Genomic DNA, 26,155 nt, shown 5'->3' on the forward strand with positions numbered 1-26,155 from the left:
CAGCGGGGTGATCGCCCTGATAGCTGTCGCCTTGCTGCTGACGGCCGGCTATCGCCGTTTAAAGGCGAAAGGCAAAACACGCGGGCAGGCCGCACCGGCTCCGCCGTGCGAGCCGCAGCTTACGGGGCTGAGGCAGGCGACAGATTCTTGCCGGAGCGTGGCTTGGGATGATCCTTCAGATCACCGACCAGCGCCTTCATCCGCGAAATCTCGCGGGCCTGGGCGGTGAGGACGCCGCCTATGAACAACATCATTGTGGCGACCAAACCGAAGCGTCTCAGCCGGGCGGTGATTTCAGGAAAGTCAGGCGCTCGTCCGTCCTGGCCGGGACGACCTCCACGACCTCTGCGGTCACGACGCCTTCCATAACGAACGGGTCCTCCTGGACGCGCCTATCGACCTCATCCCGCGTCGCGCCATGGGCGAGGATCATACCACCGACGCCGGCCTGCAGGCTTCCGACCAGCACGAAAACTCCATCTTCGAAGCCCTGCCTGATCCAGGCGTTATGACTATCCATCAGAGATGGCGCGCGGCTTTTGTCGGCGAAACGCAGAGTGATCACGAACATCGTGTTTCCTACACGCAAAGGGGAGGAGGTTGGACGGGGGCGGAAATCCGCGCGTCGAGCCAGGCGTTCAGATTGGCGACCTCGAGGCGGATGAAGGCCTCGTCCTTGAAGGCCGTGGCGAGCGTGGCCACGCCTTGGCTGCGCATCAGCACGTGCATGGCTAGCGCGTCCGCCTCTTGCGCTTGTCCGAGGGCTTCAAACTGCAGCTTCAGCCAATCCCGAAAGAGTCTGAAGAGGCCCGCGCTAGCCGGCAGGGCCGAGTGATCCAGCTTGGAAAGCTCAACGCAAAGCGCACCGACGGGACAACCGTGCGCCATGATCTTGGTCTGGTTGACGACGAGGATCGCAATGAAGCTTCGGATACGATCGGCGGGGTGCGCACTTTGGCCTTCCCAGGCCTGGAGCATTGCCGAGGTGTTGATCAAGCGTAGCGCGATCACCGCATCGAGGATCTCGTCCTTGGTTCTGAAGTGATAATAGAAATTGCCTCTCGAAAGGCCTGTGGCGGATGCAATGTCGCCAAACGAGGTGGCTTCAAAACCGCGCTCGTAAAACAAGCGATCGGCCGCCTCCACAATCTGTTTACGCGTATCAGCGGCCGACATCCGAGCCTCCATCATCAAACGTCACCATAGGTCAAGCGACCTAGATGTCTAGGGCGATCGTCCTAGGACGCCTATGCGACAGGCATGGAAATTGTCGGCGGCGGTTTCCGCTGCTCCCGGGCAGGCCAGCAAGATTCATCGCGAGTAGCGCCGTCAGGCATCATGCCTGACGTTGGTCGCTGTCACGCCGACGATCAGGCCGTCGCGGATCCATGCGCCCAGCCAGCCTCCGACGCGGTTGACGCCGTCGTCTCCGAAGCGGGCCTCTGCCTCCTGGCACAGCGCTGCGAAGGTCACGCCCGAACGGGCGGCGGCCAGGGCATGCTGCTCGTGCCGGTCGATCGTCCGCATGCGTGGGACCTCGCCCTGTCGCCAGATCAGGGTCGCGTCGGCCTCGACCACGCGTTCGACCGCCGGCGGCTGGGCCTGGTCGGTCAGGGCGAACCAGATCGCCGCTGCGTTGGTCGTCGGGAAGGCCAGGTCCAGGCTTGGGGTCAGGCGCAGCACGACGTGGTCCCAATCGATGTTGGTCAGATCCGTCGCGGACAGCGCGGCTCTGTCGGGCGCGATGAAGGCGCGGTCGAGGGCCTGTTCGATCCAGGCCAACTCCGCAACCTCGGGGTCATCGGGGAAGAGGGCGGCCAGGGTCTGCGGGAAGTCCTGTCCATAGGCGTCGAGGGTCCAGCTCAAGGGCGGGGCGCGCTCGACATGGGCCGCCGCCGCGGCCGTGAACGCCTCGGCTCCGATCCAGGCGAGGGTCTTGGCGAAGGTTGTTTCCAGGCAAGCCAGCAGCTGGCTGCGATAGTTGTTCTGATAGACCTGCAGGCCTCGTACGGCCTCCTGGCCGATCCGGCCGGCGGCCGTTTCGTCGTCGGACGCGAGCCAGGCGCGCATGTCGCGCTGCAGGGCCAGGAGGCTCATGCGGCCCTCACGATCTCGCCCGCGGCGATCGCCCGCGCGGTTTCCACCTCGGCCAGCAGCTCGGCGAGCGGGGGGATGTCGTCGTCGCGCTCGATCATCGTCGCCACCGGACCAAGCTTGCGCGCCACATGCGCGTAGAGCCGCCACACCGAGTCCGGCACCGGCTGGTCGTGGGTGTCGATCAGCATCGCCTGGCCGCGGCTATGGCCGGCCAGGTGGATCTGGCGGACCCTGTCGAGCGGCAGTCCGTCGAGATAGGCGATCGGATCGAAGCCGTGGTTGCTGGCGCTGACGAACACGTTGTTGACGTCGAGCAGCAACTGGCAGTCGCAGCGGGCGCACATCGCCTCCAGGAACTGCCACTCGGTCATGTCGGCCGGCTGCAGGTCGACATAGGTCGACGGGTTTTCGATCAGCAGGGCGCGGCCCAGAACCGCCTGGGCGTGATCGATGTTGGCGCAGACGATGTCGAGCGCCTCGCGCGTATAGGGCAGGGGCAGAAGGTCGTGGGAATTGAATCCCTCGATACGCGACCAGCTCAGGTGATCGGAGACGAACAGAGGATCGATTTCGTCGATAAGAGCCCGCAGGCGCTCCAGATAATACGGGTCCAATCCATCAGCCGATCCGAGCGACATCGATACGCCGTGCAGCGCCACCGGATAGCGGGCGCGCACCTGGCGCAGGATCCGCTTGGGGCGCCCGCCCTCGACCATGAAGTTCTCCGAGATCACCTCGACGAAGTCGACGGGGACCTGGCGCTCCAGGAACTCGGCATAGTGCGGCTTGCGCAGGCCAAGCCCGAAGCCGGCGAACGGAACAACAGACATCAGGGCGCTCTCCGGAAAGAAGAACGGCCCGGCGACGGCGCGCCGGGCCGGGGGCGATCACTTCGGTTCGGTGGTGTCGCCGCCCGCCGCCTTGCAGGCCTTGAGCGTCATGGCCTTGAAGCCCTGGCCCTTGCAGGTGTTCTTGCCCTTGCAGTCGTTCTTGGCTGTCTTGCAGTCGGACGTGCCCTTGCAGCTGTTGATGCCGTAGCAGTGCACGACTTCGGCCTTGGCGCCCGCCTCGGTGGCGAAGACGGGGGTCGAGGCGGCGGCGACGGCCACCACGGCAGCAGCGGCGGCAAGGCTCAGGCCGGTGTAGGCGATGGTCATGTGAGGTCTCCGATGGAGGGTTCAGCCAGGCTGGCCCTATCCATTCGGCGCAGCGGGAGCGTCGGTTACAGGACGCTCGAAATTACCAGCGCAGCAGGCGCGGCCCCAGGACGGCGCCTGCGAGCGTCGTCAGCAGGATGCCAAGCGAGTACCAGGTCAGCACGAAGATCGCCGAGGTTTCGGGGCAGTGCAGGCAGTAGACGGCGGCGGCGAAGGCGCCGGCCGAAAGCCCGGCCGCCGCGCCCGCCGCGCGCAGCCGCGTCGGCGCCAGGCGCCGGAACGACCAAAGCAGGCCCGCGAAGATCGGCGCGGACAGCGCCAGGACACGCCAAGGGCAACTCTTCCAACTGTGGCCCAGCCACATGGCCAGCCAATCGCCGGGTGGCGTGCGCAGCATGTCGAAGGCGCTTACGCCCGCCAGCAGTAGCACCGGGATCGCCAGCAGCCAAAGTCCGCGCAGCCTGACGCTGTCGGGGCGGGCCAGCTGCGCCGTCAGGACCAGAGCCGCCGCCGACAGCGACAGCGTGTAGCCCCACTTCATCCAGAACGTGAAGCCGCCCATCGCCGCGCCAAGGTCGGGGCGCAGGCCGCTCCAGATCGCCAGCAGGCCGCCCGAAACAAGCGCGCCCAGGACAAGCCCGATCAGAAGGCGGCGACCGATGGCGCCGGGGCGGACGGGGCGCACGTCTCCGGAGAGGCTGTTGATGAGGTCGTCGGTCTTCACCGCGCATCTCCCACGATGCGCGCCATCAGGGCCTTCAGGCCCCGGTGCACCGACACCTTGGCGTCGGACTCGCCGATGCCGTCGGCCGCAGCCGCCTCGGCGATGCTGAGCCCGTCGATGCGCGTGGCGCGGATCATGCGCGCCTGCTTGGGCGGCAGCAACGCGAGCAGGCGTTCGATGTCCAATTGGGCGTTCACGCCGTCCTCGCTGTCTTCGGCCAGCAGTGTTTCCTCCAGCCCTTCGATCGGCCGCAGCCGGCCGGCGCGCCGGAAATGATCGATCATCTTGTAGCGTGCGATGGCGAACAGCCAGGCGGTGAAGGGCCGGTTGCGATCGTAGCTGGCGCGCCGCGTGTGCGTCGCGATCAGGGTTTCCTGCACAAGGTCCTCGATATCGTCTTCGGATCCGCGAGCGCGGCGCCGATAGAAGCCTCGCAGCAGGGGAACGAGCAGGCGCAGCAGCGCGGCGTGGGCGGCGGCGTCGCCGTCCAGCCCATCGATCATCAGGCTGCGCAAAACGTCCTCGTCCGCCCGCATTCATGCTCCTCGACAAGAGTTCGGCGAAGCTGATCGGAAAGTTACAGCGGCATGATCCTATATTTTACGATCGCTGTAACGCGACGGCCGGTTCCTTCGAACTGACGGTGAGACCCGGGCTTCTCCAGCCTCGTTCCGGGTCGACGCCGGACCCGACGCTTCGCCGTCGAGCCCGCGTCGAGGCCTTCGCAAGGAAAAACCGATGCGCACCACCCCTGCGGTCCTGGCCGCCACCCTCGCCCTCGCCGCCGCCGTGTCTCAGGCTGCCGCGACCGACGCAAAGCCCGCGATGGAGAAGTGCTACGGCGTGGCGCTGGCGGGCAAGAACGATTGCAAGGCCGGCGCTGGCACCAGCTGTGCGGGCACCGCCAAGGCCAACTACCAGGGCGACGCCTGGAAGCTGGTGAAGGCGGGAACCTGCACCAAGATCAAGACGCCCAAAGGCGCCGGCTCCCTGACGCCCAAGGTTTGATCCCGCAAGCCTTACCCTACGGCTCGATCTGCGGCGGCCGGAGCCTGCGGGCTCTGGTCGCGCCACTTTCGGAGATTCTCGATGGTTTCTCTAATCGCGGTCCATGACCGTCTGGCGCGCGTCGCCGCCAGGCTGGCGCCCGACGCCTTGCTCCTGCTGCTCGCCCGCCTGGGCGCGGCCGCCGTCTTCTTCACCTCGGGCCGCACCAAGGTCGACGGTATCTTCCACATCACCGACGGGACGTACGCGCTCTTCCAGACCGAATACGCACTGCCGCTGGTTCCGCCCGCCGTGGCCGCCGTGGCGGCGACCGTGTCCGAACACGTCTTTTCGCTGCTGCTGGTCGTAGGGCTGTTTACTCGCCTGTCCGCTGCGGCTCTGCTCGGCATGACCCTGGTCATCGAGATCTTCGTCTATCCCGACGCCTGGCCCACCCATCTCAGCTGGGCGGCGATCCTCGTGCCTCTCATCGCCCGCGGAGGCGGTGACTGGTCCTTGGACGCGTTGATCGGTCGGGCGCACGCCACGGGCGCTATCTCGTCGTAATCACGTCAGAATACTGGGCGGTCAACAATTAGCAGTCCGGCGCTTGAGGTCGTCTTTCTGCATACGCGTCAAGGTCCGCAACTGGCGCGTCTTGTCCCTTATGAGCTAGGTGGACCGCAGGGCAGCTCGATCGTGGCCGCAAGGCCGCCCTCGGGACGGTTGGCCAGGGTCAGGCGGCCGCCCTGGCCCTTGGCCAAGGCCTGGACTATCGAGAGGCCTAGGCCCGCACCGCCGGTGCGCCGGTTGCGCGAGGCCTCGCCGCGTTCGAACGGGGCGGTGATCGTCTCCAGCATCTCGATCGGGAGGCCCGGCCCGTGGTCCAACACCATGATCTCGACGCGGCGGCCAAGGGGACGGGCGTCGACCGTCACCGCGCCGCCGTAGCGGGCGGCGTTGTCGATCAGGTTGTCCACCATGCGGCGCACGGCCAGGGGCGAGGCCCAGGCCGCGCCGGCCGCCTCGGGCGCTAGCAGCACGGCCTGGCCCATCTCGAGGCGCAAGGCGACCAGGGTCTCGAGCTCATGGCGGACGTCGATGGACCGCGCGCCGTCGCCGCGTCCGGCGTCCTGACGGGCGAACAGCAGAGTGTCGTCCAGCAACTGGGACATCTCGGCCAGGTCGCTCCCAGCCTTGGCGCGCTGGGCGTCGTCAGCGATGAACTCGGCCCGCAGGGTCAGGCGGGTCAGGTAGGTACGCAGGTCGTGGGCGATGGCCGCCAGCATCCGCGTGCGCTCGTCCATCAAGCCCCGGATCCGACCTTGCATCGTGTTAAAGGCCGCCGACAGCTCCCGTAGCTCGCGGGGGCCCCGCAGCGGCAGGAGCTTGGTGTCGAGGTCGTCGCCGAACCGCGCGACCTCGTGGGCCAGATGGCTGACCGGCTGGGTGGTCTGGCGAACGGCCAGGACCAGCATCAGCAGGGTGACGACAAGCAGGGCGGCGGCGGCCAGGGAGACCCGGCTGAAGAACTGCCGCGCCGTCTCCGGGGCGCGACGGCGCAGCACCAGCACGCCGCCGTCGGCCAGCCGCACCGACAGCCGCAGGGCCTGGCGGCCGGGCAGGGCGTCCTGGCGCAACCGGCCGCCGCGCCGCATGTCGATCCGCAGGTGCCGGTCGCCCAGGGCCTGGCGATAGGCCTGGTAGCCGGGATCGCCCGTGTCTGCGGCGCGAGCGCGCAACTGCAGGGGCGGGAAATCGGTCTCTAGGGTGGTGCGGATGACGCCGGTGTCCAGCGCCGAGACCACCTTGGGCCGGGCCGGCGGCGGACTGGCCTCGACCGCCTCGACGATGGCCTGGGCCTCGGACGGCCGGGGCAGCTGATAGAAGCGTACGCCGCCTTCGCCCTGGCCCTGCGGCCACACTAGGAGCGCCGCGCCGATCACCAGCATCACCGCCAGCCCGGCCAGAAGGATGGCCGTCATGCGGGTGGAGAGATTGTCGGACAGCATCATGGCTAGAGCCGTTCCGCCGGCGCGCTGAATAGGTAGCCGCCGCCGCGTACGGTCTTGATCAGGGCCGCGCCGCCCAACTTGCGGCGCAGGCGGCTCAGCAGCACGTCCACGGCGCGGTCGAACGGCTCGGCGCTGCGACCGCGGGTCCAGTCCAGGAGCTGGTCGCGGCTGAGCACCCGCTGGGGGTGACGTAGGAAGGCCATCAGCAGGTCGTGCTCGCCGCCGGTCAGGGTCACGGGCCGGCCATCGGGATCGGTCAGGTCGCGGCTGGCCGTGTCCAGCCGCCAGCCGGCGAAGCCCAGCACCTCGCCGGGCGGTGTGCTGGTCACGCGATGGACCTCGCGGGTGCGGCGCAGGATCGCCTTGACCCGGGCCAGCAGCTCGCGCGGATTATAGGGCTTGGCCAGATAGTCGTCGGCCCCGATCTCCAGGCCGATCACCCGGTCGATGTCGTCGCCCTTGGCGGTGACCATCAGGATCGCCGTGTCGCCGGCCGCCCGCAGGCGACGGCAGACCGACAGGCCGTCTTCGCCCGGCATCATAATGTCCAGCAGCACCAGGTCCACGCGACGGCGGGCGGCCAGGCGGTCGAAGGCCTCGGCGTCGGCGCAGCCCACGACGTCGTAACCCTCGCGGCGCAGCAGCCCCAAGGTCAGGTCCCGGATTTCGGCGTCGTCTTCCACGACCGCGATCAGCGTGTTGTCGGCCATGGTCAAGGAGATGCCTCAAGCCCCGGCCCAGCGGAAGCCGCCACTCGGCCCGTTTACACTTCGACACAGTTCGTCGGGCGCGAGCAAACCAGGGATTGCCCGGCGGTGGTCAGATGGCGGCGTCGAGGGACACCGACCCCACTCCCCATGGAGCCATCATGCGTAAGACTTCCATCCTGGCCGCCGGCCTCTCGTCCCTGGCGGTTCTCGCCGCCATGATCGCCGCGCCCGCCCAGGCCGGCCAGCACGGGCGTTTCGTCAGCGTCCAAGGCGCGCGCGGCCACGGCTATGTCCACAACCGCGATGTCAGCCGCCAGCCCGGCGCGATCTCGGTGTCGCGCGGGACCCAGACCAATTCCGGTCGCGGCGTGGCCAGCAACCGCAACGCCAGCTGGGGCGACGGCGCCTATCACGGCGGGGCGTCCCGCACGTTCAACAACGGCGCCTCAGCCAGCCGTTCGACCAACGTCGTCAACAACGGCGACGGCACGGTCAGCTACGACCATTCGCGCACCGGCTACGACGGCTCGACGCGTTCCGTCAGCGGGACGGTGACCCGCCCCTGATCGAACCCGTCCAGGCCCGCCGCGCCAGGCTCCCCAAACGGCGCGGCGGGCGTTCTCCGGAGACCGAACATGAAGATCCTGACCCTGTCCCTCATCTGCCTGGCCGCCATGGGCGCTTCCGGCGCCGATGCGGCCTCGCGCACGCCCGGCGCGGCGCTCGACAAGGCCGACGCCAATCACGACGGCTATGTCACCCGCGACGAATTCAGAGCCTCGCGCGCGGCGCAGTTCCAACGCCTGGACCGCAACGGCGACGGTGTGGTGACGCTGTCGGAGTTCCCACGCCTGGCCAAGTCCAACCGTCCCAAGGCCCAGGCCCTGAAGACGGTGATCACCCACGCCGACCGCGACGGCGACGGCCGGGTCACCCGCGCCGAGTTCGTCGACGGACCGGCCCCGTTGTTCGACCGCGCCGACCGCGACCATGATGGGCGACTGTCCCGCGACGAGGTCGCCGCCGTCCGCGATCAGCTCGAGAGCCTGAAATGACGTCACGCCGAAGCGCTCTGCTGATCGTCCTGGCGGTCGCGACCCTCGGCGGGGCCGGCGCCGTCGAGGCCGCTCAGCTGGGGCTGGGCCTGCGCGGGCCGCTGCGCCAGCGCGTGCTGGAGAAGAAGGCCGAGGAAGAGCGCCCGATCGACCTGCGGGTCATCCTGCCCGGCGCCCGCAAGCGGACCGAAGCCTACGGGACCGACCCCGCCCAGCGGCTGGACGTCTACATTCCGCCGGGCGCCCGCGACGCGCCGATCCTGATCATGGTGCACGGCGGGGCCTGGATGATCGGCGACAAGGCCAACACCGGCTCGGTCGAGAACAAGCTCAAGCACTGGCTGACCCGGGGCTGGATCGTGGTCAGCGTGAACTATCGTATGCTGCCCGACGCCATGGCCTACGAGCAGGCGCAGGACGTCGCCGAGGCCGTGCGTTGGGTGCAGGGCCATGCCGGGGGCTGGGGCGGCGATCCCGGGAAGATCGTCCTGATGGGCCACTCGGCCGGCGCCCACCTGGCGGCGCTGGTCTCGTCGCGGCCCGATATGGTCGGCCGGCCATGGGCCGGGACGGTGGTGCTCGATTCGGCCGCCATGCAGGTCTCGGCGACCATGGCCGGCCGTCACCCAGGCTTCTATGACCGCGCGTTCGGCGCCGATTCCGCGTACTGGGCCAAGGCTTCGCCGATGGACCAATGGACGCCCCGGGCCATGCCGATGATGCTGGTCTGTTCGACTAGGCGACCGGACGATCCGTGTGACGACGCGCGGCGGTTCCAGGCCAAGGCCCGAGCGGCCGGACGCGACATGCCTGTCCTGCCCCAAGTCCTGACCCATGCCGACATCAACCGGACGCTGGGGGTGCCCGGCGCCTATACGGATGCGGTGGACGCCTTTATCGCGGAGTGTCTGCTGTCGTCTCGCTAGGCGCGGCTGCGACAGGCAAGCCTTAGCTTGTGATGTGTAGCGCGGTGATCGTTCGATGCGCCACCCCGCGAAGGTCGTGTTCCTGGACCGAGACCAAGGTCTGCTAATGGCGCGGCGTAGACCAGTCGCTACGCCCCTTTGGAATTCATGATCAGCCGGGCGTGTTTTCATGGCGTTGCATTCTTAGCACGACGCTAGGTCTTCCCGATCAAAGGAGCGCCAAGAAGACGGCGACGACAAAGGCGCCGCCGGCTAGGATCGCCGCCAGCCTTGGCCACCACGAAAGCAGCAGCACCAGCAGCGACACGGCCACGCACATCTGGCCGACCCAGGTGGTGACGCCGAGCGGCGCGCCCAACCGAGCCACGGCGGTCGTGGCCGCCAACGCTAGCAGCACCCAACCCAGGATCCGCAGCACGCGCTGCGAGGGCAGGGCCTTCCAGGCCAGACTGCTTCCATGCTTCTTCATGGCTAGGGCCATGCAGGTGAACGCCGCGAAGGTGATCAGGCCGCTCTCAAAGGGCATCGACGCCCTCCTTGATCGGCGCTGGCGCAGGACTGGCCGTCACGGGCGCGCGGATGGACGCCTTACGCTTGGGTGGCTGCGGTTTGCGCGAGGCCTTGAAGGCGGCCAGCCCGCACAGCGCGGCGATGGCCAGCATGGCCAGATCGAAGCCGGCGAACAGCCAGTCGCCGGTGCACAGGCTGGCGACCAGTCCGCGATCGGTTGTCACGGCGTTGGCCACCGGCAGGGCGGCGAAGGTCAGCGTCGCCAGGCTCAGGGTCTCGATCCAGGCGCGCCGGGCTGGACGCAGCAGCGAGACCACGGCCAGGCCGAACCAAGTCCAGAACATCGCCTTGACCTCCAGTTCCGCGCGGCCGGGCAGATCTGCGGGGATCAGGCGATTGGCCAGCAGATAGGCGGCCATGCCGCTGGGCAGGCAGGCGATGGCGCCGATGTTCAGCCGTTCCACCAGCCTTAGCCCGAAGAACGGGGCGGCGTTCGGCTTGCGGCGCTTGACCACCCAGAGGACGAGGCCCGTCCCGACCATGGCCGCGCCGGTCAGTCCGAGCAGGAAATAGACCCAGCGCAGGGCCGGGCCGGCGAAATGGCCCAGGTGCAGGCCCAGCATGACGCCGGCCGTGGCGATCGCCGGGCCGGGCGATGGCGAACGTGACAGCTCCTGACCCGTGGCGCCGGAGAAGGTGATCGAGTCCGGCCGCGCATTCAGCCGGCCTTCGGTGGCGCGCAGCAGGGTGACGGTCGAAGCCGCGTCGCCCGGATTGCGGATGACTACGGTGCGGGGAGCGTCGCCGCTCCAGGCCCGTCCGGCCGCCTGGATCATCGGACCGACCGGCAGCAGCGGCGCCGGCGTTCCCGAAGCCTTGGCCTCGGCCGGCGCGCCATAGGCGGCGGCCGTGAAGGCGTCGGGCTTGTCGAAATTGGCCTTCATCGGCCAGGGCATGTACATCGCCACCAGCGTGATCAGGCCGGTGTAGGTGATCATGGCGTGGAACGGCAGGGCCAGCACCGCAGAGGCGTTGTGCGCATCCAGCCAGCTACGCTGGCCCTTGCGCCAGCGCAGGGTGAAGAAGTCCACGAAGATGCGCTTGTGGGTGATCACGCCCGAGATGATCGCCGTCAGCATGAACATCGCGCAGATCCCGGCCAGCCAGCGTCCCCAGGGATGCGGCAGCTGGAGCTGGAAGTGGAAGCGATAGAAGTGCTCGCCGCCGCGCGTGTCGCGCGCCTCCAGCGCCTGGCCGGTGGCCGGGTCCAGCTTCAGTTCGGGGCGGCGGGCCGGCGGCTTTTCGGGATTGGGCTTGGCGCGGGCGAACACCCGGGTCACGGCCGTGCGGTCGTCGGGCAGGTAGATGAACCACTGCTGGTCGTCGGGTGTGGTCGCCTGCATGTGGGCGATCGCCGCCTGGGCGGCCTGCTCGGCAGGCACCGAGGCCGAACGCAGTTCCGGCTGCATCCATTGGGTGATCTCGGGGCGGAAGTAGCTGGCCGTGCCCGTCAGGAACATGGCGAACAGGATCCAGCCGGCCAGCAGGCCAAGCCATGCGTGGATCCAGGCCATGGACTGGCGCAGGGCGCGAGCCGGCGGGGCAGGGGCGGGGAAGGTCGACCGAACGTTCACGCTCGGGCTCCCAGCAGCAGCACCGCTGCGCCGGCGACCAGCGCCGAGCCCCAGATCGCGGCCGTCACGATGGCCAGTCGGCGCTCATGGAAGGCCCACAGGCCAAGACCCGCGAAGGCCAGGAACGACAGGATCATGCCCCAGGCCGAGGCCTCGGCCGGGGCGATCGGCAGCAGGCGGGCCAGCAGCGAGGCCAGCGCCGCGGCGGCCACATAGCCGCCGAACAGGGCGGTGAGGGCGCGGGCGGTCATCCGCGCCACGCCGGGCCACGCGGCCGCCTGTTTCGCTGATCGATCGTTGTTCACGCACCCTCCGAAAGTTGGCTTGCGCCTAACAACTCGTTTCGATAGTTGCAACTCATTATCAATCTTATCGACAATCTTGACGAGGGTCTGCATGGTCATCCGTTCCAAAACCGCGCGTGGCGCGAACGCCAATGCCGGGGTCTTGCGAGGGCTGGCCGTGACCGTCGCCGCCGCGGCGGCGCTGCAGGGGCTGGGCGCGACCGCCGCCTGGGCCGATGACGCCGATAACGACTCCAACACTGTCGAGCGAGTCGAGGTGACCGGCCTGAAGGCGCGTCGCGCGGCCGCCGGCACGAAGACCGAGACCGCCCTGATTGAGACGCCGCAGAGCATCACCGTCATCGACGGCGACGAGCTTTCGCGCCGCAACGTGCAGTCGATCAACCAGGCCCTGGGCTTCGTCGCCGGCGTTTCGCCCAACCAGCGCGGCGGCATGGTCACGCGCTATGACCAGCTGGTCGTGCGCGGCTTCGCGCCGGGCGTCTTCCTGGACGGCATGCGCCTGATCGCCGGCCCATATTCGACACCGCAGATCGACTTCAACCGCATCGACCATATCGACATCGTCAAGGGTCCGGCCTCGGTGCTCTACGGCAATTCCACGCCCGGCGGCCTCGTGAACCTGACCAGCAAACTGCCGGAAGAGGGCAGCTTCGGACGCATCGAAGGCCAGCTCGGCAACTTCGACACCCGCCGCGCGGCCGTCGACGTCAACGCCCCGCTCGACAGCCAGGGCAAGTGGCTGGGCCGCATCCTGGCCGGCTGGCAGAAGGGCGACGGCATGACCGAGGGCACCTTCAGCGAGCGCTATCACGTCAGCCCGATGGTGACGTTCGAACCGACCGCCGACACCAGCCTGACCCTGGTGGGCACCTACCAGCGCTCGCCCAGCGGCGGCGGCTATTCGGGCGTTCCGGCCTTCGGATCGGTGCTACCCAACCCGTTCGGAAAGCTGCCGCGCGATATCAACACCGGCGATCCCGGCTACGAGCGCTACGACCACAAGGCAGGGTCGGTGGCGGCCTTCTTCCGCCATGACTTCAACGAGCACCTGACCTTCCGCTCGAACGCCCGCTTCCAGAACAACAAGCTGTCCTACCGCCAGCTTTATGTCGGCGGCTTCGCCACCACGGGCGTTGGCGCGGCTCGCAACACCGACTATTCGACGATCATCCGGGGCGGCGGCGGCGCCGACGAGGACTTCGACACCCTGACGCTCGACAACCAGGTCAGTGCCCGCTTCGAGATCGGCGCGATCAAGCACCAGGTGCTGGCCGGCTTCGACTACCAGAAGATCACCGGCGAGAACTTCCAGCAGTTCAACACCGGCCAAACCAGCAATCCGCTGACCAGCATCCCCAACCTGTCGCTGTTCGCGCCAACCTATGGCGGCACGCTGCCCAGCATGGACCTTACCGTCCTGTCGACGGCCTATGTGAACACCTACAGTCGCCGCGAGCAGAAGGGCCTCTACGCCCAGGACCAGATGACCATCGGCCGGCTGCAACTGATCGCCAGCGGTCGCTACGACTGGTACGAGCAGGTCACCGACAACAAGAAGAACAACACCTCCAGCACACTGGAGCAGAACGCCTTCACCATGCGGCTGGGCGGGCTCTACGACCTGGGCGCGGGCCTGGCGTCCTATGTCAGCTATTCGGAATCCTTCGAGCCCCAGGCCGGCACGACCTGGCAGGGCGAGGCCTTCGTGCCCGTCACCGGCCGCCAGCTGGAGGGGGGGCTGAAGTACCAACCCAAGGGCACCTCGGCGCTATTCACCCTGGCCGCCTACCAACTGGAGCGACGCAAGGTTCCGGTCGCCGACCCGCAGGCCGGCACGAACGGCATCCCGGCCAATTCGCAGATCCAGATCGGCGAGGTTCGCGTGCGCGGAGTCGAGCTGGAGGGCCGGGGGGAGGTCTCGCGCGGTCTGAACGTGGTGGCCGCGCTCAGCTACACCGACGCGATCATCACCCAGGGCGCGCCGGCCATCGCGGCCACCGCCACCAACAGCGGCACCCCGACCACCACGGGCACCCGGCAGCTGGGCGTGCCGGAGTGGGGCGCCTCGACCTTCGTCTCCTACGACCTGGGCCGCGCCGGCCGGGTCGCGGGCCCGGCGGCGGGCCTGCGTCTGGGCGGGGGGCTGCGCTATGTCGGCGGCTCGGACGGCACGACGACCTATGCGGTGATCAACAACGTCACCACCTTCCAGCGCTTCCACACCGACGGCTTCATCCTGGTCGACGCCCTGATCGGCTACGACCTGGGCGCTGCCAAAGCTGAGCTGAAAGGTTGGGAAGCGGCCCTGAACGCGGCCAACCTGTTCGACAAGCGGCACATCTCGGCCTGTCCGTTCAGTAATAGCTGTTACTTCGGCTCCGCCCGCACGGTAACGGCGACACTGCGCTACAGCTGGTAGACTGCTTCGGCTGGCGGCCAGCTGGCCGCCAGCCGAAGCAGGCATTGGTGTCCGATCTGCAATCAGCTGCCGCTTAACCCTGCATGACCGTGAAGGTCGCCTTTCTGGAGCCGCTAGAGCTTCTGCTCGTGGCGCCAAGGCGACGCTCGGGCGCTCCGCCGAAAGGAACTGGCACGCTCGTTTGCCAAGCGCGCCAGTCCGGGGCCTAGCCTTTCCAGTCTGGAAGCGCGGCCAGCTGCGCCTTGGTCAGCTTGGTTCGAATAATGTGATCCTCCGGATCGCCCGGCTCTGGAGCGACGGACACGTCCGCCAGCGCGACGACGACCTTCTTGTCGGGTCCCATTCGGTCGATCTCGATGACGATCGCTGTCGGCTTCCCAGCGGCGTCGAGCAAAACGTGCTCGACCTCGCCGGCCTTGCGATTGGCCGAGTCGATCACGTCAGCGTCCTCGATGTGGCCGACCGTGAAAGCGCCCTTGGCGGGCTGGGCCTCGTTGCGGGCGATGGTTGTCTGCGCCAGTGCGCCGGTGGCGATGGCGGCCAGGGACAGGCCAAGGATGGCGGTCTTCATGGGCTAACTCCTTGTGACAGGGGCTCGGATAACGTGACCCGAGCGTCGCGCGTTGCCTGCAAAGCGCCAGGCAGCGGCGAGCCCGCATATTGCCAAAGGCCATCTGACAGCCCCCTGACGACCAGGTGGCGAGGCCGGCGCGCACTCCGGTCGTACTCGATCGCGGGAGCCTTTCCGATTGTCGGGGATTGGGGGCGGGAGAGGAGACCGCCATGACGGACAGCAACAAGGCAACGCCTACGCCAAAAAATCCGCCCGCTGGGGAAAGACCAGCTGGCCAGGAGGCGCCGCTGCCGCCCGAGCTCGACCCCAACAAGAAAACCAACGCGACCCATGATCCGACAGCGGACGACCCGGGCAACGGCGCAGATTAAACCCTGGATGACCTCGCCACACGTCACTTGGCGCCTAGAGCAGCGTGCGCCCGCTAGCGTCCATGACTAAGGAATGCCCATGCTGTCTCGCGCCGTCGTTGTCGGTCTGTTTTAGGTCCTGGCGCTGGCCGCCTGTGGCGAACGTTCCGCCGCGCCTGCGTCGCGGACTTCGGGCGCGCGCGGTGAGGCAGTAGCGTCGCCGAGCGCGCCGATACAGGCCGCGCCCAGTGCGAGCGCTTCCCGTGCTGATCTACCGACAGCCTCGGTAACCGCTGAGGGCGCTTCCGAGCGCGACGTGCTGATCAAGCCGGCACGGGACTTGGGCGGCGCTCTGCCGCTCAAGCACGGCATCTTCGTCGCGGCCGACATTTCCTGCGGCGATCCGCCAAACGCCTCCCTGCGTCGCTACGACGGGGAAGGCCTGAGCGGCGCCCACACGCATGCCTGCCGGATCAAGGTTCTGGCCAAGCGCGGCTCTTCATACGACTTCGAGCAATCGTGCATCGACGCAGGCCAAGGCCCTGGACCTCGTTCGATCGAGAAGGCGATCCAATCCACGCCGGCTCCCTTTCGATCTCGGGAAGGCTAACACCCAAGTCTCCGCCGACAAGTTGTCTCAAGGGGGAAGGCGAGGGGCGGAGGCCGTCTCCTTACCCTAGTCGCTGAACGTCCGGTTCCTAGCGGTGCGCCGACGGCAGCAAATGGCGCGACCCGCCCCCAGCTTTAGGGGGCACGGTCGGGCGCCGGCTCGACAGATTGGGCGAACCTGATAAGGGCCCAGGCGTTGCGCATCGGGAAGGCGCAGCCAAGCTTGTCGGAGAAGGCCCCTTGGCCTCGCGTCCCCTGGACGAGCGCAGCGTCCGCTATGTGGAGGCCGCGCGCTCGGCGGCCGAGCGCGGCGCGAAATTGACCCGTCAGCTTCTGGCCTTCGCCCGCAAGACCCGGCTGGAGCCACAGGCCGTCGACATCTCCGCCCTGATCACCGAGTTTGGCGAGATCATCGAGAGCACGCTCGGCTCGCAGGTCGAGCTTCAGCTGAGCCTGCGTCGCAGGCTTCCGGCGGTCATGCTCGACGCCGACAATTTCGAGATGGCGCTGCTCAACATCGTCATCAACGCGCGCGATGCGATGCCCAAGGGCGGGCTGGTGACGATCACCACCTCGGCGCTGCATCTCAACGGCGACGCGGAGGCGCGCAACCTGCCCAGCGGCGACTATGTCGCCGTCGAGGTCCGCGACGAGGGGGAGGGCATGCCCGCCCACGTCGTCGAGCGGGCCACCGAGCCGTTCTTCACCACCAAAGGCGTGGGCAAGGGTACGGGGCTCGGCTTGGCCATGGCCCACGGCTTTGTTCAACAGTCGCGCGGTCGCTTGGAGATCGACAGCGCACCAGGGCAGGGCGCCACCATCCGCATGTTGTTCCCGGTCGCGCGCGATGTGGCCAAGATCCCGCCGGCGGTTTCGGGCCCAGCCCTGACAACGTCGACCGCCGCGACGCCCGTCAGCGAGCACATCCTGGTGGTGGAGGACAATCTGGAGGTCCTCGAGCTGGCCCGCGAAATCCTCACGGGCGTCGGCTATCAGGTGACCATCGCGACGTCCGGAGATGAAGGCCTTGCGGTGTTCGAGGCCTCGCCGCAGGCGTTCGATCTACTGTTCAGCGACCTCGTCATGCCCGGTGGCATGAACGGCATCAGCCTGGCGGCGGAGATACAGCGGCGGCGACCGGAACTGCCCGTGCTCCTGACCACCGGCTACAATGAGGAGTTGGTTATTGACGGGCCCTCCCGCCCGGCGATGGACGTGATCGGCAAACCCTATCGGCGAACCGAACTGATCGATCGGGTGCGCCAGGCGCTGGAGCGGCGCGGTCAGGACAAGCCGCGCCGCAACGCCTCGGAGTTCGGCGCGGCGGAGGCTTAAAATTGGTTATGTCGCCGGCGGGCGCCAACCGCCGACGATCGTCTGTCGCCAAGCAACAAAACCGGGACTGGGTGGGTTACTCGAGAAGCCGACAAATCCGCCAGCCTTTGGACGGCGGATTGCCGGTTCGGGGCAAATGGAATGTCGGGCGATGAAACCGCAGTGGTGGCGGGCGAAGAGGCCGCGCCGCTGATCATACTCGTTGTCGAGGACGAGGTGCTTGTTCGCATGCTGGCTTGCGACATCTTGATGGAGGGCGGCCATCACGCGATCGAGGCCGTCGACGCCCAAGAGGCGCTTATCCTTCTGGAAGCCCGCCCTGACATCGCGGTTATGTTCACCGATGTCGATATGCCTGGCGAGATCAACGGCCTTGGTCTGGCTCGCTTGGCGGCCCTGCGATCTCCACAACTGCCGATCATCGTCACCACCGGCGCGGCGGCGGTGGCCCCCGCCGACTTGCCGTCCAGCGCCCGGTTCCTGGCCAAGCCCTATTCGCCGTCTGTCTTGCTCGCGATGATCCAGGAGGTCACCACGACGGGGAAGGCGCCCCGCGCCGTTGATGAGTAGCAAGGCCAGTTTTCGGCCCAGCCTCAGGCCACCAGCCGTGGCGGCGCGAGCGAAAGCTGCTCATCCATCACGCAACTGAAGGATACCGGATCAAAGGGCTTTTCGATCGCCATATCCGCGCCAAGACCCACAGCCCAATCCAGAGCGTCCTTTCGGCGTAGGAAGCGTGATCCGGCGCTCATGGCGATAATCCGCGTATTTGGCCAGCGGCGTCTTATCGCCATGATGGTTTCGATACCGTCGCAATTGGGCATGATCATATCGACGAGCGCGATGCGGAACGGCTGCTTCTCAAATTGCGCGATCGCCTCCAAGCCGTCGGCGGCTTCGACGGCATCCAGGCCGCTGCCTTGAACAAGAATGCCGACGAGTTCTCGGATGAACGCGTCGTCGTCAGCCACCAGAACACGCATCATCGGCCTCCCGGAAGAATTGTTATTTTCAAGACCGCTATACTGAAATGCGAATTTCACTCATGGCGCCGGTTGTCGCATGTCTTGAAAATTGTGAAGCTTACGCCCTCGATCCGCGTCTAGGGTTGGCGAAACTGAATGGGCGCGAGACGCGTGCACCAACCGGCCAACGCTACGTGTCCGAAGTAGCGTTCAAGTCCGCTGCTAGAGCTGGCGCAGCGGCGCCGAACCTATCGCTAAGCCGGCTTGCGGCCAAACTGCTGGCGCAGTTCACCCTTGGCGGCGTTGAGCACCTGTTTGCGCTCGGCCGACAGGTTGTCGCCCGCGCGGTTGATGTAGAAGGTGAGCATCGACATCGCCGACTGGAACGGCGTGCCCTTGCGCCGGTGGCTATGCTCGGCCGAACGCTTGAGGGAGGCGGCGATTTCGGCCGGATCGTCCTGTTCGAAGAGGTGGGCCTTCAGGTCGAGCGCGTCACTCGTCTCGGTGACCTTGGCCGACCATTGATGGTCGTCAGCGACCTTGGGCATGAACAATTCCCTTCTGTGTTTGCCAATGGCTCTTCATCCGCTCACCTTTGGTTAGGACCGGACTTGAAGGTGTCGCCTACGTCCGCGGAGGCACCGCCATCCAGCCCAGCCTTGGCCTGTGACCGCTTGCCCGTTCGCTGGACCGCTTTCCTCCCGCCCAGCGCCGTGAATTCGCCCGGGGGCTCCGCCTCGTTGGCCTTTCGGCCTTCGGCGTTCTGATCTGACATGATTTGTCTCCGTTCCAGGGCCTGCGCCTCAGCAAAGGCGTGGTGTTAGGCCTGGGCGTGCGACCCGACTGGCAAGATCGCGTCGCCTTTCGGCATCCACTCACCCGCCAATTGGCCTTAGATCGAAGATGCGCACGCGCGCACCACCGGGGTGCTTCGCCGCCAGCCGCCTGGCTTCCCGCTCGGACTGTCCGCCCGTTTCGAAAAACAGAACTTCACAGGTGTCGCAGAGCTTGACCGACCAGCCCCCTTCAAACGGGGAGACCTCGAAAACGCAGGTCATCGTCGCCTCCGATTTCGCCGCGTCGATGGGCAAGGGTCACCATGTACGGGCGTACAACCAGGACCGTGTGCGGAAAGAGGGCCGCTCGAGAGCGGCCCTCAGTAGACTCAGCGTTCAACGCCGCCGTCGCCGGTGCGGCCCGGACGAATGTCGCCGTTACCGCCCGTCACACCGCCGTCGGTCAGGCCGTCCTGATCCGTCCCCTCGACGCCTTCATTGGGGCGGCGCTCACGATCGGCCTGCTGGTTTTGCTGACCTGGCTGGGCCTGCTGAGGGTTCTGGTCTTGCTGCTGGGGCTGGCGCGTTTCGACCTGCTGGTTCTGCTGCCCGGCCTGCTGCCGCTGGGCGTCGTTCGGCTGTTGCTGCAGGCCTTGATTGTCGCGGTTCTCGCTCATGGTCGTCTGCTTCCCATCTTGATGTTGGCCGCGCCGATTGACGTGGCGAGAGGCAAACGATGCATGTCCGCCGCCTGTTCCTCTGTCGGAAATGCGACATCCGAACTTGAGCTAAACGACTGACTTTGCTGTGGGAACGGGGTGGGCAGCGGGAATTTTGTGGGCGTTGCACCACCCATCTCAACGGAGACGTCAGATGCCTCAAGGTGACAAATCCAAATACACCGGCAAGCAGGAACGCAAGGCCGACCACATCGCCGAGGGCTATGAGGCCAAGGGCGTTTCGGAGAAGGAAGCCGAGCGACGGGCCTGGGCCACGGTCAACAAGGACGACGGCGGCTGCAAGAAGGAGGGCGGCTCCGGACGCGGCAAGTCCACGGGTCATCCGGCGGCGCATAAGGGCGGCAAGGCGGGTGGCGAAGCCTCGGCCCATCGTAGCGCCGCCGACCGCTCGGCCTCGGCCAAGAAAGCGGCCGCGACACGCAAGCGCAACGCCGAGCATCACGCCCATCCCTAGGGACATCTAGCGCCTTGAGCCGCGCCGAAATCACGGAAACGGTTTCTGGCATTTCCGCTGTCGGCGCCGATTGGAACCGCCGCTCGCCAGACCGGGTTTCCGCCAACACTTGATCCCTGCCGCTTACCGAGGAGTTCTCCCATGCCCGATCAAACCCTGGCCGGCCGCAAGGTCGCCGTGCTCGCCACCGACGGCTTCGAGCAGTCGGAACTGGAAAGGCCGGTCGAGGCCCTGAAGGCGGCCGGCGCGCAGGTCGAAGTCGTCTCGCCCAAGGGTGGGCAGATCCAGGGCTGGGAGCACCACGACAAGGGCCGCAAAGTCCCTGTCGATCGCGAACTCTCGGCCGCCAAGCCCGAGGACTACGACTGCATCGTTCTGCCGGGCGGAGTGATGAACCCCGACGCCCTGCGGCTGGAGCCCAACGCCATCGACTTCATCAAGCACTTCGTGACGACCAAGAAGCCGATCGCCGCGATCTGTCACGGGCCCTGGACGCTGATCAACGCCGGCGCCGTCGAGGGCAGGGAGATGACCTCGTGGCCGTCGCTGGAAGCCGACTTGAAGAACGCCGGCGCCAATTGGATCGACCAAGACGTGGTGGTTGACGACGGGCTCGTCACCTCCCGCAAGCCTGACGACCTACCGGCCTTCTGCGCCAAGATGGTCGAGGAATTCGCCGAAGGCCGCCACTAGGCTCTTGGCGCGGGCGACCATTGCGAGATGGGAAGGCGTGCTGAGCACGCGGCCTCTCTCAGCTTCCGCGTTTGGGGACTGAGGCGACAAGCCGCAAGTCTCCAAACGGGGGGTGTTTGGTCGCCGGGACCGCTCAGGATGAGCGTCGACCTAACCTCCAACCGGTGATGCAGTGCGGCCAGGTTCAGCCTCAGCTTCAGGGCGGGCAACGCTTTAGTTCCGGGATCGAAAAATTTCTGATGCGGGCGTCTTGACGCTTTTCCGCCGCGTCCTAATTCATCGCCTGCTTGCCGGGCGCCGACAGGGCCTGGCCTTGGGGCGCATAGCGCTTGGCTCGGCGCCCCTCATGTCCAACTTGCTTGCGAGGAGATGGAAATGAGCACCGTTTTTGATTTCAGCCCTCTCTACAGCTCCATGATCGGGGTGGATCGCATGGTCGATCTCGTCGAGACGGCGCTCCGCACCGAAGCGAGCGCCAGCTATCCTCCGTTCGACATTGAGAAGACCGGCGAGGCCGCCTACCGCATCTCGTTGGCGGTCGCCGGTTTCGCGCCGGCGGATCTCGAGGTCATGGCCGAGCCCAACCTTCTGGTGATTAAGGGGCGAAGGGCGGCGAACGAAGACCAGAGCGCGCGAACCTTCCTCCACCAGGGCCTGGCCCACCGCGCTTTCGAGCGCCGATTCGAGCTGGCCGACTATGTCATCGTCAAGGACGCCGTCCATGCCCATGGCGTCTTGTCGATCGATCTGGTCCGTGATGTGCCCGAGGCCTTGAAGCCCAAGCAGGTTCCGATCGGGGTCGGTGCACGCCAGCAGGCGTTGGAGCTCAAACCGGCCAAGACCCAAAAGGCCGCATAAGGAGCTGGCCATGCGCACGCACACCAATGCGTCCCACCGGGCGGGTCCATGGCCCGTTCGTCCGGCGGTCGGCTTCCTCCACCCCTTGGAGGTGCTGAAGGATCAGGATCTCGATCTCGCCGAAAAGCGCGAAATCCTGGCGGCCTGGGCTTCTGACGCCTGCGCGGTCGAGCATCGGCCCAGTCAGAGATGGCTCTTGGGAACGCCCGGGCCTGTGCCGCTCAGCGAGGTGCTGTCCGCGCTGCGCCGCCTGGACCGCGACATGTTTTCTTGAGTTGGGGCGGGCGGCCGGCCAGCGGAGGGCCGGCCGCCACTTCGCCCCGCTCACTGCTTTGCGTTATGACCATGCCTTGTTTCATCTTTGTCGAGCCGTCGAGCGACGGCTGGATCGTTCGCGGCGACTTTAGCGGCGGTCCTCTCCAGTTTGCCACCGGCGCCCGCGCCGAGCAGGCCGCGCGTGACTTGGCCCATCGCCTGGCGGACGCCGGCGAGCCTGTGGTCTTGGACATCAGGCTGCGCGATGGCGCGCGCGCCGGCCGCTTCCTGTTTCCACCGCACGCGGCGGAGACGGAAGCAGCCTCGGCGCTGCGCGCTTAGCTAGGCCGCAACCGATCCAGCCGTCGCCCGCATTCGCCGCAAGGCGGCTAAGTCTGCAACCGCCAGGGCGAAGGGCGACCCCTGGCTGAGCGATCTCTGCCTCGGTCCATTGCTCACGATTGATTTGATCGGCGACCAGACCCGCCTGCTGGTGGAAGGCGCATGGCCTTCCAGCAAGCCTAGGAGGGCATGGTTACCCGCCCAACGCCGGGCGCCCTCGCCGTGAATCCAGCAACCGAGGAGGCAATGTCGGTCCGATCGCAAGGCGGCGGGATCGACGGGGCGGCGCTCGTTGAGGGCCGCGACGAGCGCTTCGCGAATGTGGTGGTGTGCGTGTTCCTGGCGCGACCCGGTCTGGGATCAAACCTCCCGATCGGCGGAAAACGTCGCTAGACTGTCTTGGCGGCCGGCACGAATTTAAGATTTACTCGCCCCTCAACACGGGCGCCGGGCGTTGAGACAACGCCAGGCCGGCGGCGATCAGTCCGCCCAGGGTCGCCAGGCCGGTCGCGCCGGCAAGCAGGGCCAGGACGCCGCTCCAGTCGACGCTCCAGCTGGCCTCGAACACCTTGACGACCACTGGCCAGGCGGCGGCGAAGCCGAGCAGCACGCCCGCCGCGCCGGCGATCAGCCCGACCGCGCCATACTCGATGACATAGGCGAGCAGGATCTGGCCGCGCGTGGCGCCCAGAACCTTCAGGGTCGCGGCCTCGCGGGCTCGGGCGCGCGCTCCGGCGGCGATGGCGCCGACCAGCACCAGGAGGCCGGCCAGGCCGGCGACGCCCGCCGCGCCGCGAACGGCCAAGGCTAGGCGGTCGAACAGGGCTGCCGCTGCGTCCAGCTGCTCGCGGACGCTGATCACGTTGACGCCCGGAAAAGCCTCCCCGAGGCTGCGGGTCAGGGCCGCTTCCTGGCCGCGGCTCAGGCGGGCGATTGCGACGCTGCGCAGCTCCGCGCCCTCCAGGGTCGCGGGGTTGAAGATCAGGTTGAAGTTGGGCCCGAAGCCGCCGAAGTCAACCTTGCGCAGCACCGCGATCCGCGCCTCGATCTCGCGGCCCAGAACCAGCACGGTGATCGTGTCGCCGACCTTGAGGTCGGCCGCCTGGGCGATCTCGGCGCTTAACGCCACCTTCGGCGGACCGGCGTCGTTCGCGGACCACCAGCGGCCGGCGACCACGCCGGCGTTGTTCGGCTCCCTGGCCAGCAACGAGAGGCTGAGGTCGTTGTCGAAGGCCCAGCGCTCGGACGCCTTGATGGTCTTGGTGTCGATCGGCTTGCCCTTGAGAGCGATGATCCGGCCCGTGGCGAAAGGCATGCGCAGATAGGCGTCCGCGTGCAGCGGGCCCGTCACCCCGGCCACGGCGGCGTCGAAGGCGGCGACGCGGTCACCGGGGATCTCGGTGAAAATCATGGCCGGGGCGGTCCGCGGGGCCACGTCGCTGACCTGGGCCAGCAGCGCCGACTGGATCAGCACCACGCAGGCCAGGAGGGCCACGCCCAGGCCGATGGCGGGACTGGCGGTCCGCGCCGCTGAGCGCGGTCCGGCCAGGTTGGCGAGGCCCAGTTTGGCGAGACCGCGCGTCAGGCCGCGAACCCTTCCCGCCAGCCAGGCGGCCGAGCGGCCGAGCACGGCCAGCAGGCCGAAGGCGACCATAACGCCCGCGATCATGATCGCCGCCGCCAGCGGGGTCGGCGCGGTGGCCACGGCCAAGGCCGCCAGGCCGGCGCCCGAGAGGGCCGCGCCGAGCGTCTCGAACCCGAGCGGCAGGCGGGCCTTGGGCGCACGTCGAAACAGGGCCGAGGGCGGGGTGGCCCGGGCTCTCGCCAGCGGCAGCAGCGAAAAGGCGGCCGCCGCCAGCATGCCGAACAGCCCAGCCTTGGCCAGGGGCCACGGATAGACTTTGAACAGCGCCGGGATCGGCAGGCTGGAGCCGGCCAACTGGCCCAGGACCAGCGGCGCCAGCGCCCCGACAACCAGGCCGATCGTCACGCCCAGCAGGGCCAGCGCCGCGATCTGGATCAGGTGAAGGTCGCGGATCAGGCCGCTCTCCGCGCCCAGGGCCTTGAGCACGGCGATGGCCGGCTCCCGGGTCGACAGATAGGCCGAAACCGCGCCGGCCACGCCCAGGCCGCCGGCCACCAGCGACGCCAGGCCGATGAAGCCGAGGAAGTATTCTAGTTGGTCGATCAGCCGTCGCGCGCCGGGCGCGCTGTCGAGACGGTCACGGACCCGCAGGTGCGAGTCCGGCAGCGCCGCCTGCACGGCCTTGCCGACGGCGCGCGGGTCCTGGTTCGGCGCCAGGGCGATGCGCACGGCCCGTCCGGACAGGCCGCCCGGCGCCAGCAGGCCGGACCGTTCCAGGACGTCGCGGCGGACCAGCAGGCGCGGCGCCATCGAGAAACCGCGCGATAGCCCGTCGGGTTCGCTGATCAGCTTGGCCCGCACGACCAGGGTGATGGGGCCGGCCTCGAACCGGTCGCCGATCTTCAGGTGCAGGCGGTCCAGCAGCGCCGGCTCCACCGCCGCCCCGGGCAGGCCGTCCCGGTCGGCCAGGGCGGTCGCAAGGTTGGGCGCGCCCTCCAGGGTCACTGCGCCCGCCAAGGGGAAGCGCGCGTCCACGCCGCGCAGGCTGACCAGGCGGCGCTCGCCGCTCGGCGTCTGGGCCATGGCGCGTGCCAAGGCGGCGTAGGTCGTGACTCCCAGCTTGTCGAAGGCCGCGCGTTCCTGGTCGGTGAAGTCGCGGTTCTCGGCCGAGAACGACAGGTCGCCGCCGAGAATCTCGCGCGCCTGGCTGGCCAGGCCCTGGCGGAAGGCCTCGGCGGTGGAGCCGGCGGCGGCGATGGCGGCCACTCCCAGCGCCAGGCAGGCCAGAAAGATGCGAAAGCCGCGCACGCCAGAACGCAGCTCGCGGGCGGCCAGGCGGAAGGCGAGGGGCGGCCTCACGAAGCGATGCGCCCGTCGGCCATCCGCACGATGCGGTCGGCGCGGGTGGCCAGGGCCTGGTCGTGCGTGACCATGACCAGGGCCGCCCCGACCTCGGCGACGAGGTTGAACATCAGGTCCGCGACGGACGTGGCGCTGACGCTGTCCAGGTTGCCCGTCGGCTCGTCGGCGAACAGCAGGGCGGGACGCGCGGCCAGGGCGCGCGCCAGAGCGACGCGCTGCTGCTCGCCGCCCGACAGCTGGTGGGGATAGTGGGTCAGGCGAGCCGACAGGCCCACGCGGCCTAGCCAGTCCCGGGCGGTCGCCAGGGCGTCGTCGGCTCCGGCGATCTCCAGCGGCGTGGCGACGTTCTCCTCGGCGGTCATGTTGGGCAACAGGTGGAAGGACTGGAACACCAACGCGGCCCGGCCGCGCCGCAGCCGGGCCCGGCCGTCCTCGTTCAGCGTCGCCAGGTCCTGGCCGAACAGGCGAGCCGCGCCGGCGGTGGGGTCTTCCAGGCCGGCCGCGACCGCGATCAGCGACGACTTGCCCGAGCCCGACGGGCCGACCACGGCCACGCGCTCGCCGGCGTTCACCGTCAGGTCGACGCCCCGCAGGATGTTCACCGGTCCAGCGGCCGAAGGCAGGGTCAGGGCGACGGCGCTCAGGGCCAGGGGGGGAGCCGGGGGCGAGGGGTCGTCGGACATGGTGTTTCCTGCGAGGCCGGCCCTTGTTCGGC

At 67.9% G+C, this 26,155-nt stretch carries 34 protein-coding genes; 15 read left to right on the forward strand and 19 right to left on the reverse strand.

Annotation, left to right across the window (positions count from 1 at the left end; all coding sequences use genetic code 11):
• Positions 1–277 precede the first annotated feature (277 nt).
• The 7 genes from AC07N1_RS17225 to AC07N1_RS17255 all read right to left on the reverse strand — a co-directional run bounded on the left by AC07N1_RS17225 (position 278) and on the right by AC07N1_RS17255 (position 4,514).
• Positions 278–571 (reverse strand): YciI family protein, encoded by a 294-nt coding sequence (locus AC07N1_RS17225; protein WP_494672913.1) that lies wholly within the window; start codon positions 569–571, stop codon positions 278–280.
• An 8-nt stretch (positions 572–579) separates the two neighbouring features.
• Positions 580–1,176, reverse strand: coding sequence for a TetR/AcrR family transcriptional regulator (locus AC07N1_RS17230; protein ID WP_494672914.1), 597 nt, complete (start codon positions 1,174–1,176; stop codon positions 580–582).
• A gap of 153 nt (positions 1,177–1,329) precedes the next feature.
• On the reverse strand, positions 1,330–2,097 hold the full coding sequence (locus tag AC07N1_RS17235; protein WP_494672915.1) for an HvfC/BufC N-terminal domain-containing protein: 768 nt from the start codon (positions 2,095–2,097) through the stop codon (positions 1,330–1,332).
• Positions 2,094–2,927 (reverse strand): MNIO family bufferin maturase, encoded by an 834-nt coding sequence (gene bufB / locus AC07N1_RS17240; RefSeq protein WP_494672916.1) that lies wholly within the window; start codon positions 2,925–2,927, stop codon positions 2,094–2,096. Before bufB ends, AC07N1_RS17235 begins: the two co-directional genes overlap by 4 nt.
• A gap of 57 nt (positions 2,928–2,984) precedes the next feature.
• A complete protein-coding gene (bufA2, locus tag AC07N1_RS17245; protein WP_494672917.1) occupies positions 2,985–3,254 on the reverse strand; it encodes a BufA2 family periplasmic bufferin-type metallophore in 270 nt (89 codons plus the stop codon).
• Between the two features lie 82 nt (positions 3,255–3,336).
• On the reverse strand, positions 3,337–3,978 hold the full coding sequence (locus AC07N1_RS17250) for a DUF1109 domain-containing protein (protein WP_494672918.1): 642 nt from the start codon (positions 3,976–3,978) through the stop codon (positions 3,337–3,339).
• A complete protein-coding gene (locus tag AC07N1_RS17255) occupies positions 3,975–4,514 on the reverse strand; it encodes a sigma-70 family RNA polymerase sigma factor (RefSeq protein WP_494672919.1) in 540 nt (179 codons plus the stop codon). The genes AC07N1_RS17250 and AC07N1_RS17255 overlap by 4 nt, the downstream gene beginning before the upstream one ends.
• A gap of 202 nt (positions 4,515–4,716) precedes the next feature.
• On the opposite strand from AC07N1_RS17255, the gene AC07N1_RS17260 reads away from it, so the two are divergent.
• Together AC07N1_RS17260 and AC07N1_RS17265 are read left to right on the forward strand one after the other, a co-directional pair.
• Entirely contained in the window at positions 4,717–4,986 is a 270-nt protein-coding gene (locus tag AC07N1_RS17260) for a BufA1 family periplasmic bufferin-type metallophore (protein WP_487290324.1), read from the forward strand.
• An 81-nt stretch (positions 4,987–5,067) separates the two neighbouring features.
• Positions 5,068–5,532, forward strand: coding sequence for a DoxX family protein (locus tag AC07N1_RS17265; RefSeq protein WP_494672920.1), 465 nt, complete (start codon positions 5,068–5,070; stop codon positions 5,530–5,532).
• Between the two features lie 98 nt (positions 5,533–5,630).
• Here AC07N1_RS17265 and AC07N1_RS17270 read toward each other — a convergent pair whose 3' ends face one another.
• Both AC07N1_RS17270 and AC07N1_RS17275 read right to left on the reverse strand, forming a co-directional pair.
• Positions 5,631–6,980, reverse strand: coding sequence for a sensor histidine kinase (locus AC07N1_RS17270; RefSeq protein ID WP_494672921.1), 1,350 nt, complete (start codon positions 6,978–6,980; stop codon positions 5,631–5,633).
• Between the two features lie 2 nt (positions 6,981–6,982).
• Complete coding sequence (locus AC07N1_RS17275) at positions 6,983–7,690, reverse strand: response regulator (protein ID WP_337685406.1); 708 nt, start codon at positions 7,688–7,690, stop codon at positions 6,983–6,985.
• 158 nt (positions 7,691–7,848) lie between these two features.
• Here AC07N1_RS17275 and AC07N1_RS17280 point away from each other — a divergent pair, with 158 nt between their 5' ends.
• From AC07N1_RS17280 to AC07N1_RS17290, 3 genes are all read left to right on the forward strand, one after another.
• Positions 7,849–8,256, forward strand: a complete 408-nt coding sequence (locus AC07N1_RS17280) for a hypothetical protein (protein WP_494672922.1) — start codon at positions 7,849–7,851, stop codon at positions 8,254–8,256.
• 69 nt (positions 8,257–8,325) lie between these two features.
• Positions 8,326–8,745, forward strand: a complete 420-nt coding sequence (locus tag AC07N1_RS17285; protein ID WP_494672923.1) for an EF-hand domain-containing protein — start codon at positions 8,326–8,328, stop codon at positions 8,743–8,745.
• Entirely contained in the window at positions 8,742–9,671 is a 930-nt protein-coding gene (locus AC07N1_RS17290; RefSeq protein ID WP_494672924.1) for an alpha/beta hydrolase fold domain-containing protein, read from the forward strand. Before AC07N1_RS17285 ends, AC07N1_RS17290 begins: the two co-directional genes overlap by 4 nt.
• A 208-nt stretch (positions 9,672–9,879) precedes the next feature.
• On the opposite strand, the gene AC07N1_RS17295 is transcribed toward AC07N1_RS17290, so the two are convergent.
• The 3 genes from AC07N1_RS17295 to AC07N1_RS17305 are packed head-to-tail and all read right to left on the reverse strand — an operon-like array spanning position 9,880 to position 12,120.
• Positions 9,880–10,197 (reverse strand): DUF3325 family protein, encoded by a 318-nt coding sequence (locus AC07N1_RS17295; RefSeq protein WP_487290746.1) that lies wholly within the window; start codon positions 10,195–10,197, stop codon positions 9,880–9,882.
• Positions 10,187–11,815, reverse strand: a complete 1,629-nt coding sequence (locus AC07N1_RS17300; protein WP_487290747.1) for a PepSY-associated TM helix domain-containing protein — start codon at positions 11,813–11,815, stop codon at positions 10,187–10,189. Before AC07N1_RS17300 ends, AC07N1_RS17295 begins: the two co-directional genes overlap by 11 nt.
• Positions 11,812–12,120: a hypothetical protein gene (locus tag AC07N1_RS17305; RefSeq protein ID WP_487290748.1), complete on the reverse strand. Its 309-nt coding sequence runs from the start codon at positions 12,118–12,120 to the stop codon at positions 11,812–11,814. Before AC07N1_RS17305 ends, AC07N1_RS17300 begins: the two co-directional genes overlap by 4 nt.
• A 157-nt stretch (positions 12,121–12,277) precedes the next feature.
• Here AC07N1_RS17305 and AC07N1_RS17310 point away from each other — a divergent pair, with 157 nt between their 5' ends.
• Positions 12,278–14,542 carry a TonB-dependent siderophore receptor gene (locus tag AC07N1_RS17310; RefSeq protein WP_487290749.1) on the forward strand — a complete coding sequence of 755 codons (2,265 nt, stop codon included), beginning with the start codon at positions 12,278–12,280 and terminating at the stop codon, positions 14,540–14,542.
• Between the two features lie 205 nt (positions 14,543–14,747).
• Here the strand turns inward: AC07N1_RS17310 and AC07N1_RS17315 are convergent, their stop codons facing one another.
• The gene (locus tag AC07N1_RS17315) at positions 14,748–15,113 is read right to left on the reverse strand and encodes a PRC-barrel domain-containing protein (RefSeq protein ID WP_487290750.1); all 366 of its coding nucleotides are present in this window, start codon (positions 15,111–15,113) and stop codon (positions 14,748–14,750) included.
• Between the two features lie 212 nt (positions 15,114–15,325).
• Between AC07N1_RS17315 and AC07N1_RS17320 the strand changes: the two genes are divergently transcribed.
• The 4 genes from AC07N1_RS17320 (at position 15,326) to AC07N1_RS17335 (ending at position 17,980) form a co-directional block, all read left to right on the forward strand.
• On the forward strand, positions 15,326–15,487 hold the full coding sequence (locus AC07N1_RS17320; protein ID WP_487290751.1) for a hypothetical protein: 162 nt from the start codon (positions 15,326–15,328) through the stop codon (positions 15,485–15,487).
• A gap of 295 nt (positions 15,488–15,782) precedes the next feature.
• Positions 15,783–16,076, forward strand: a complete 294-nt coding sequence (locus AC07N1_RS17325; protein WP_494672925.1) for a hypothetical protein — start codon at positions 15,783–15,785, stop codon at positions 16,074–16,076.
• 239 nt (positions 16,077–16,315) lie between these two features.
• Positions 16,316–17,410, forward strand: coding sequence for a response regulator (locus AC07N1_RS17330; protein ID WP_494672926.1), 1,095 nt, complete (start codon positions 16,316–16,318; stop codon positions 17,408–17,410).
• Between the two features lie 141 nt (positions 17,411–17,551).
• Positions 17,552–17,980, forward strand: coding sequence for a response regulator (locus AC07N1_RS17335; RefSeq protein ID WP_487290755.1), 429 nt, complete (start codon positions 17,552–17,554; stop codon positions 17,978–17,980).
• Positions 17,981–18,003: 23 nt separating this feature from the next.
• On the opposite strand, the gene AC07N1_RS17340 is transcribed toward AC07N1_RS17335, so the two are convergent.
• From AC07N1_RS17340 to AC07N1_RS17355, 4 genes are all read right to left on the reverse strand, one after another.
• Positions 18,004–18,393 carry a response regulator gene (locus AC07N1_RS17340; RefSeq protein ID WP_494596709.1) on the reverse strand — a complete coding sequence of 130 codons (390 nt, stop codon included), beginning with the start codon at positions 18,391–18,393 and terminating at the stop codon, positions 18,004–18,006.
• Positions 18,394–18,629: 236 nt separating this feature from the next.
• Positions 18,630–18,923 carry a DUF3175 domain-containing protein gene (locus tag AC07N1_RS17345; protein ID WP_494672927.1) on the reverse strand — a complete coding sequence of 98 codons (294 nt, stop codon included), beginning with the start codon at positions 18,921–18,923 and terminating at the stop codon, positions 18,630–18,632.
• Positions 18,924–19,250: 327 nt separating this feature from the next.
• Positions 19,251–19,433 (reverse strand): hypothetical protein, encoded by a 183-nt coding sequence (locus tag AC07N1_RS17350; RefSeq protein WP_494672928.1) that lies wholly within the window; start codon positions 19,431–19,433, stop codon positions 19,251–19,253.
• A 107-nt stretch (positions 19,434–19,540) separates the two neighbouring features.
• Positions 19,541–19,828, reverse strand: coding sequence for a hypothetical protein (locus AC07N1_RS17355; RefSeq protein ID WP_494672929.1), 288 nt, complete (start codon positions 19,826–19,828; stop codon positions 19,541–19,543).
• Positions 19,829–20,024: 196 nt separating this feature from the next.
• Here AC07N1_RS17355 and AC07N1_RS17360 point away from each other — a divergent pair, with 196 nt between their 5' ends.
• The 5 genes from AC07N1_RS17360 to AC07N1_RS17380 all read left to right on the forward strand — a co-directional run bounded on the left by AC07N1_RS17360 (position 20,025) and on the right by AC07N1_RS17380 (position 22,493).
• On the forward strand, positions 20,025–20,345 hold the full coding sequence (locus AC07N1_RS17360) for a plasmid stabilization protein (RefSeq protein WP_494672930.1): 321 nt from the start codon (positions 20,025–20,027) through the stop codon (positions 20,343–20,345).
• A 141-nt stretch (positions 20,346–20,486) separates the two neighbouring features.
• Entirely contained in the window at positions 20,487–21,038 is a 552-nt protein-coding gene (locus AC07N1_RS17365) for a type 1 glutamine amidotransferase domain-containing protein (RefSeq protein WP_487290761.1), read from the forward strand.
• 375 nt (positions 21,039–21,413) lie between these two features.
• Entirely contained in the window at positions 21,414–21,896 is a 483-nt protein-coding gene (locus AC07N1_RS17370; protein WP_487290762.1) for an Hsp20 family protein, read from the forward strand.
• Positions 21,897–21,906: 10 nt separating this feature from the next.
• Positions 21,907–22,170 (forward strand): hypothetical protein, encoded by a 264-nt coding sequence (locus AC07N1_RS17375; RefSeq protein ID WP_487290763.1) that lies wholly within the window; start codon positions 21,907–21,909, stop codon positions 22,168–22,170.
• 71 nt (positions 22,171–22,241) lie between these two features.
• Positions 22,242–22,493, forward strand: a complete 252-nt coding sequence (locus tag AC07N1_RS17380; protein ID WP_487290764.1) for a hypothetical protein — start codon at positions 22,242–22,244, stop codon at positions 22,491–22,493.
• Between the two features lie 424 nt (positions 22,494–22,917).
• Here AC07N1_RS17380 and AC07N1_RS17385 read toward each other — a convergent pair whose 3' ends face one another.
• Complete coding sequence (locus tag AC07N1_RS17385; RefSeq protein ID WP_487290765.1) at positions 22,918–25,437, reverse strand: ABC transporter permease; 2,520 nt, start codon at positions 25,435–25,437, stop codon at positions 22,918–22,920.
• Complete coding sequence (locus AC07N1_RS17390; RefSeq protein ID WP_487290766.1) at positions 25,434–26,123, reverse strand: ABC transporter ATP-binding protein; 690 nt, start codon at positions 26,121–26,123, stop codon at positions 25,434–25,436. The genes AC07N1_RS17385 and AC07N1_RS17390 overlap by 4 nt, the downstream gene beginning before the upstream one ends.
• Between the last annotated feature and the right edge of the window lie 32 nt (positions 26,124–26,155).

The organism is Caulobacter sp. GW821-FHT09B11 (assembly GCF_059418205.1).

Coding starts and splice junctions, on each gene's coding strand:
- AC07N1_RS17390 (WP_487290766.1), bottom strand. CDS start 26,123: ATGTCCGACGACCCCTCGCCCCCGGCTCCCCCCCTGGCCCTGAGCGCC.
- AC07N1_RS17285 (WP_494672923.1), top strand. CDS start 8,326: ATGAAGATCCTGACCCTGTCCCTCATCTGCCTGGCCGCCATGGGCGCT.
- AC07N1_RS17355 (WP_494672929.1), bottom strand. CDS start 19,828: ATGAGCGAGAACCGCGACAATCAAGGCCTGCAGCAACAGCCGAACGAC.
- AC07N1_RS17380 (WP_487290764.1), top strand. CDS start 22,242: ATGCCTTGTTTCATCTTTGTCGAGCCGTCGAGCGACGGCTGGATCGTT.
- AC07N1_RS17280 (WP_494672922.1), top strand. CDS start 7,849: ATGCGTAAGACTTCCATCCTGGCCGCCGGCCTCTCGTCCCTGGCGGTT.
- AC07N1_RS17225 (WP_494672913.1), bottom strand. CDS start 571: ATGTTCGTGATCACTCTGCGTTTCGCCGACAAAAGCCGCGCGCCATCT.
- AC07N1_RS17290 (WP_494672924.1), top strand. CDS start 8,742: ATGACGTCACGCCGAAGCGCTCTGCTGATCGTCCTGGCGGTCGCGACC.
- AC07N1_RS17265 (WP_494672920.1), top strand. CDS start 5,068: ATGGTTTCTCTAATCGCGGTCCATGACCGTCTGGCGCGCGTCGCCGCC.
- AC07N1_RS17260 (WP_487290324.1), top strand. CDS start 4,717: ATGCGCACCACCCCTGCGGTCCTGGCCGCCACCCTCGCCCTCGCCGCC.
- AC07N1_RS17375 (WP_487290763.1), top strand. CDS start 21,907: ATGCGCACGCACACCAATGCGTCCCACCGGGCGGGTCCATGGCCCGTT.
- AC07N1_RS17230 (WP_494672914.1), bottom strand. CDS start 1,176: ATGTCGGCCGCTGATACGCGTAAACAGATTGTGGAGGCGGCCGATCGC.
- bufA2 (WP_494672917.1), bottom strand. CDS start 3,254: ATGACCATCGCCTACACCGGCCTGAGCCTTGCCGCCGCTGCTGCCGTG.
- AC07N1_RS17295 (WP_487290746.1), bottom strand. CDS start 10,197: ATGCCCTTTGAGAGCGGCCTGATCACCTTCGCGGCGTTCACCTGCATG.
- AC07N1_RS17235 (WP_494672915.1), bottom strand. CDS start 2,097: ATGAGCCTCCTGGCCCTGCAGCGCGACATGCGCGCCTGGCTCGCGTCC.
- AC07N1_RS17360 (WP_494672930.1), top strand. CDS start 20,025: ATGCCTCAAGGTGACAAATCCAAATACACCGGCAAGCAGGAACGCAAG.
- AC07N1_RS17350 (WP_494672928.1), bottom strand. CDS start 19,433: ATGACCTGCGTTTTCGAGGTCTCCCCGTTTGAAGGGGGCTGGTCGGTC.
- AC07N1_RS17370 (WP_487290762.1), top strand. CDS start 21,414: ATGAGCACCGTTTTTGATTTCAGCCCTCTCTACAGCTCCATGATCGGG.
- AC07N1_RS17320 (WP_487290751.1), top strand. CDS start 15,326: ATGACGGACAGCAACAAGGCAACGCCTACGCCAAAAAATCCGCCCGCT.
- AC07N1_RS17335 (WP_487290755.1), top strand. CDS start 17,552: ATGTCGGGCGATGAAACCGCAGTGGTGGCGGGCGAAGAGGCCGCGCCG.
- AC07N1_RS17270 (WP_494672921.1), bottom strand. CDS start 6,980: ATGATGCTGTCCGACAATCTCTCCACCCGCATGACGGCCATCCTTCTG.
- AC07N1_RS17345 (WP_494672927.1), bottom strand. CDS start 18,923: ATGCCCAAGGTCGCTGACGACCATCAATGGTCGGCCAAGGTCACCGAG.
- AC07N1_RS17275 (WP_337685406.1), bottom strand. CDS start 7,690: ATGGCCGACAACACGCTGATCGCGGTCGTGGAAGACGACGCCGAAATC.
- AC07N1_RS17315 (WP_487290750.1), bottom strand. CDS start 15,113: ATGAAGACCGCCATCCTTGGCCTGTCCCTGGCCGCCATCGCCACCGGC.
- bufB (WP_494672916.1), bottom strand. CDS start 2,927: ATGTCTGTTGTTCCGTTCGCCGGCTTCGGGCTTGGCCTGCGCAAGCCG.
- AC07N1_RS17255 (WP_494672919.1), bottom strand. CDS start 4,514: ATGCGGGCGGACGAGGACGTTTTGCGCAGCCTGATGATCGATGGGCTG.
- AC07N1_RS17340 (WP_494596709.1), bottom strand. CDS start 18,393: ATGCGTGTTCTGGTGGCTGACGACGACGCGTTCATCCGAGAACTCGTC.
- AC07N1_RS17365 (WP_487290761.1), top strand. CDS start 20,487: ATGCCCGATCAAACCCTGGCCGGCCGCAAGGTCGCCGTGCTCGCCACC.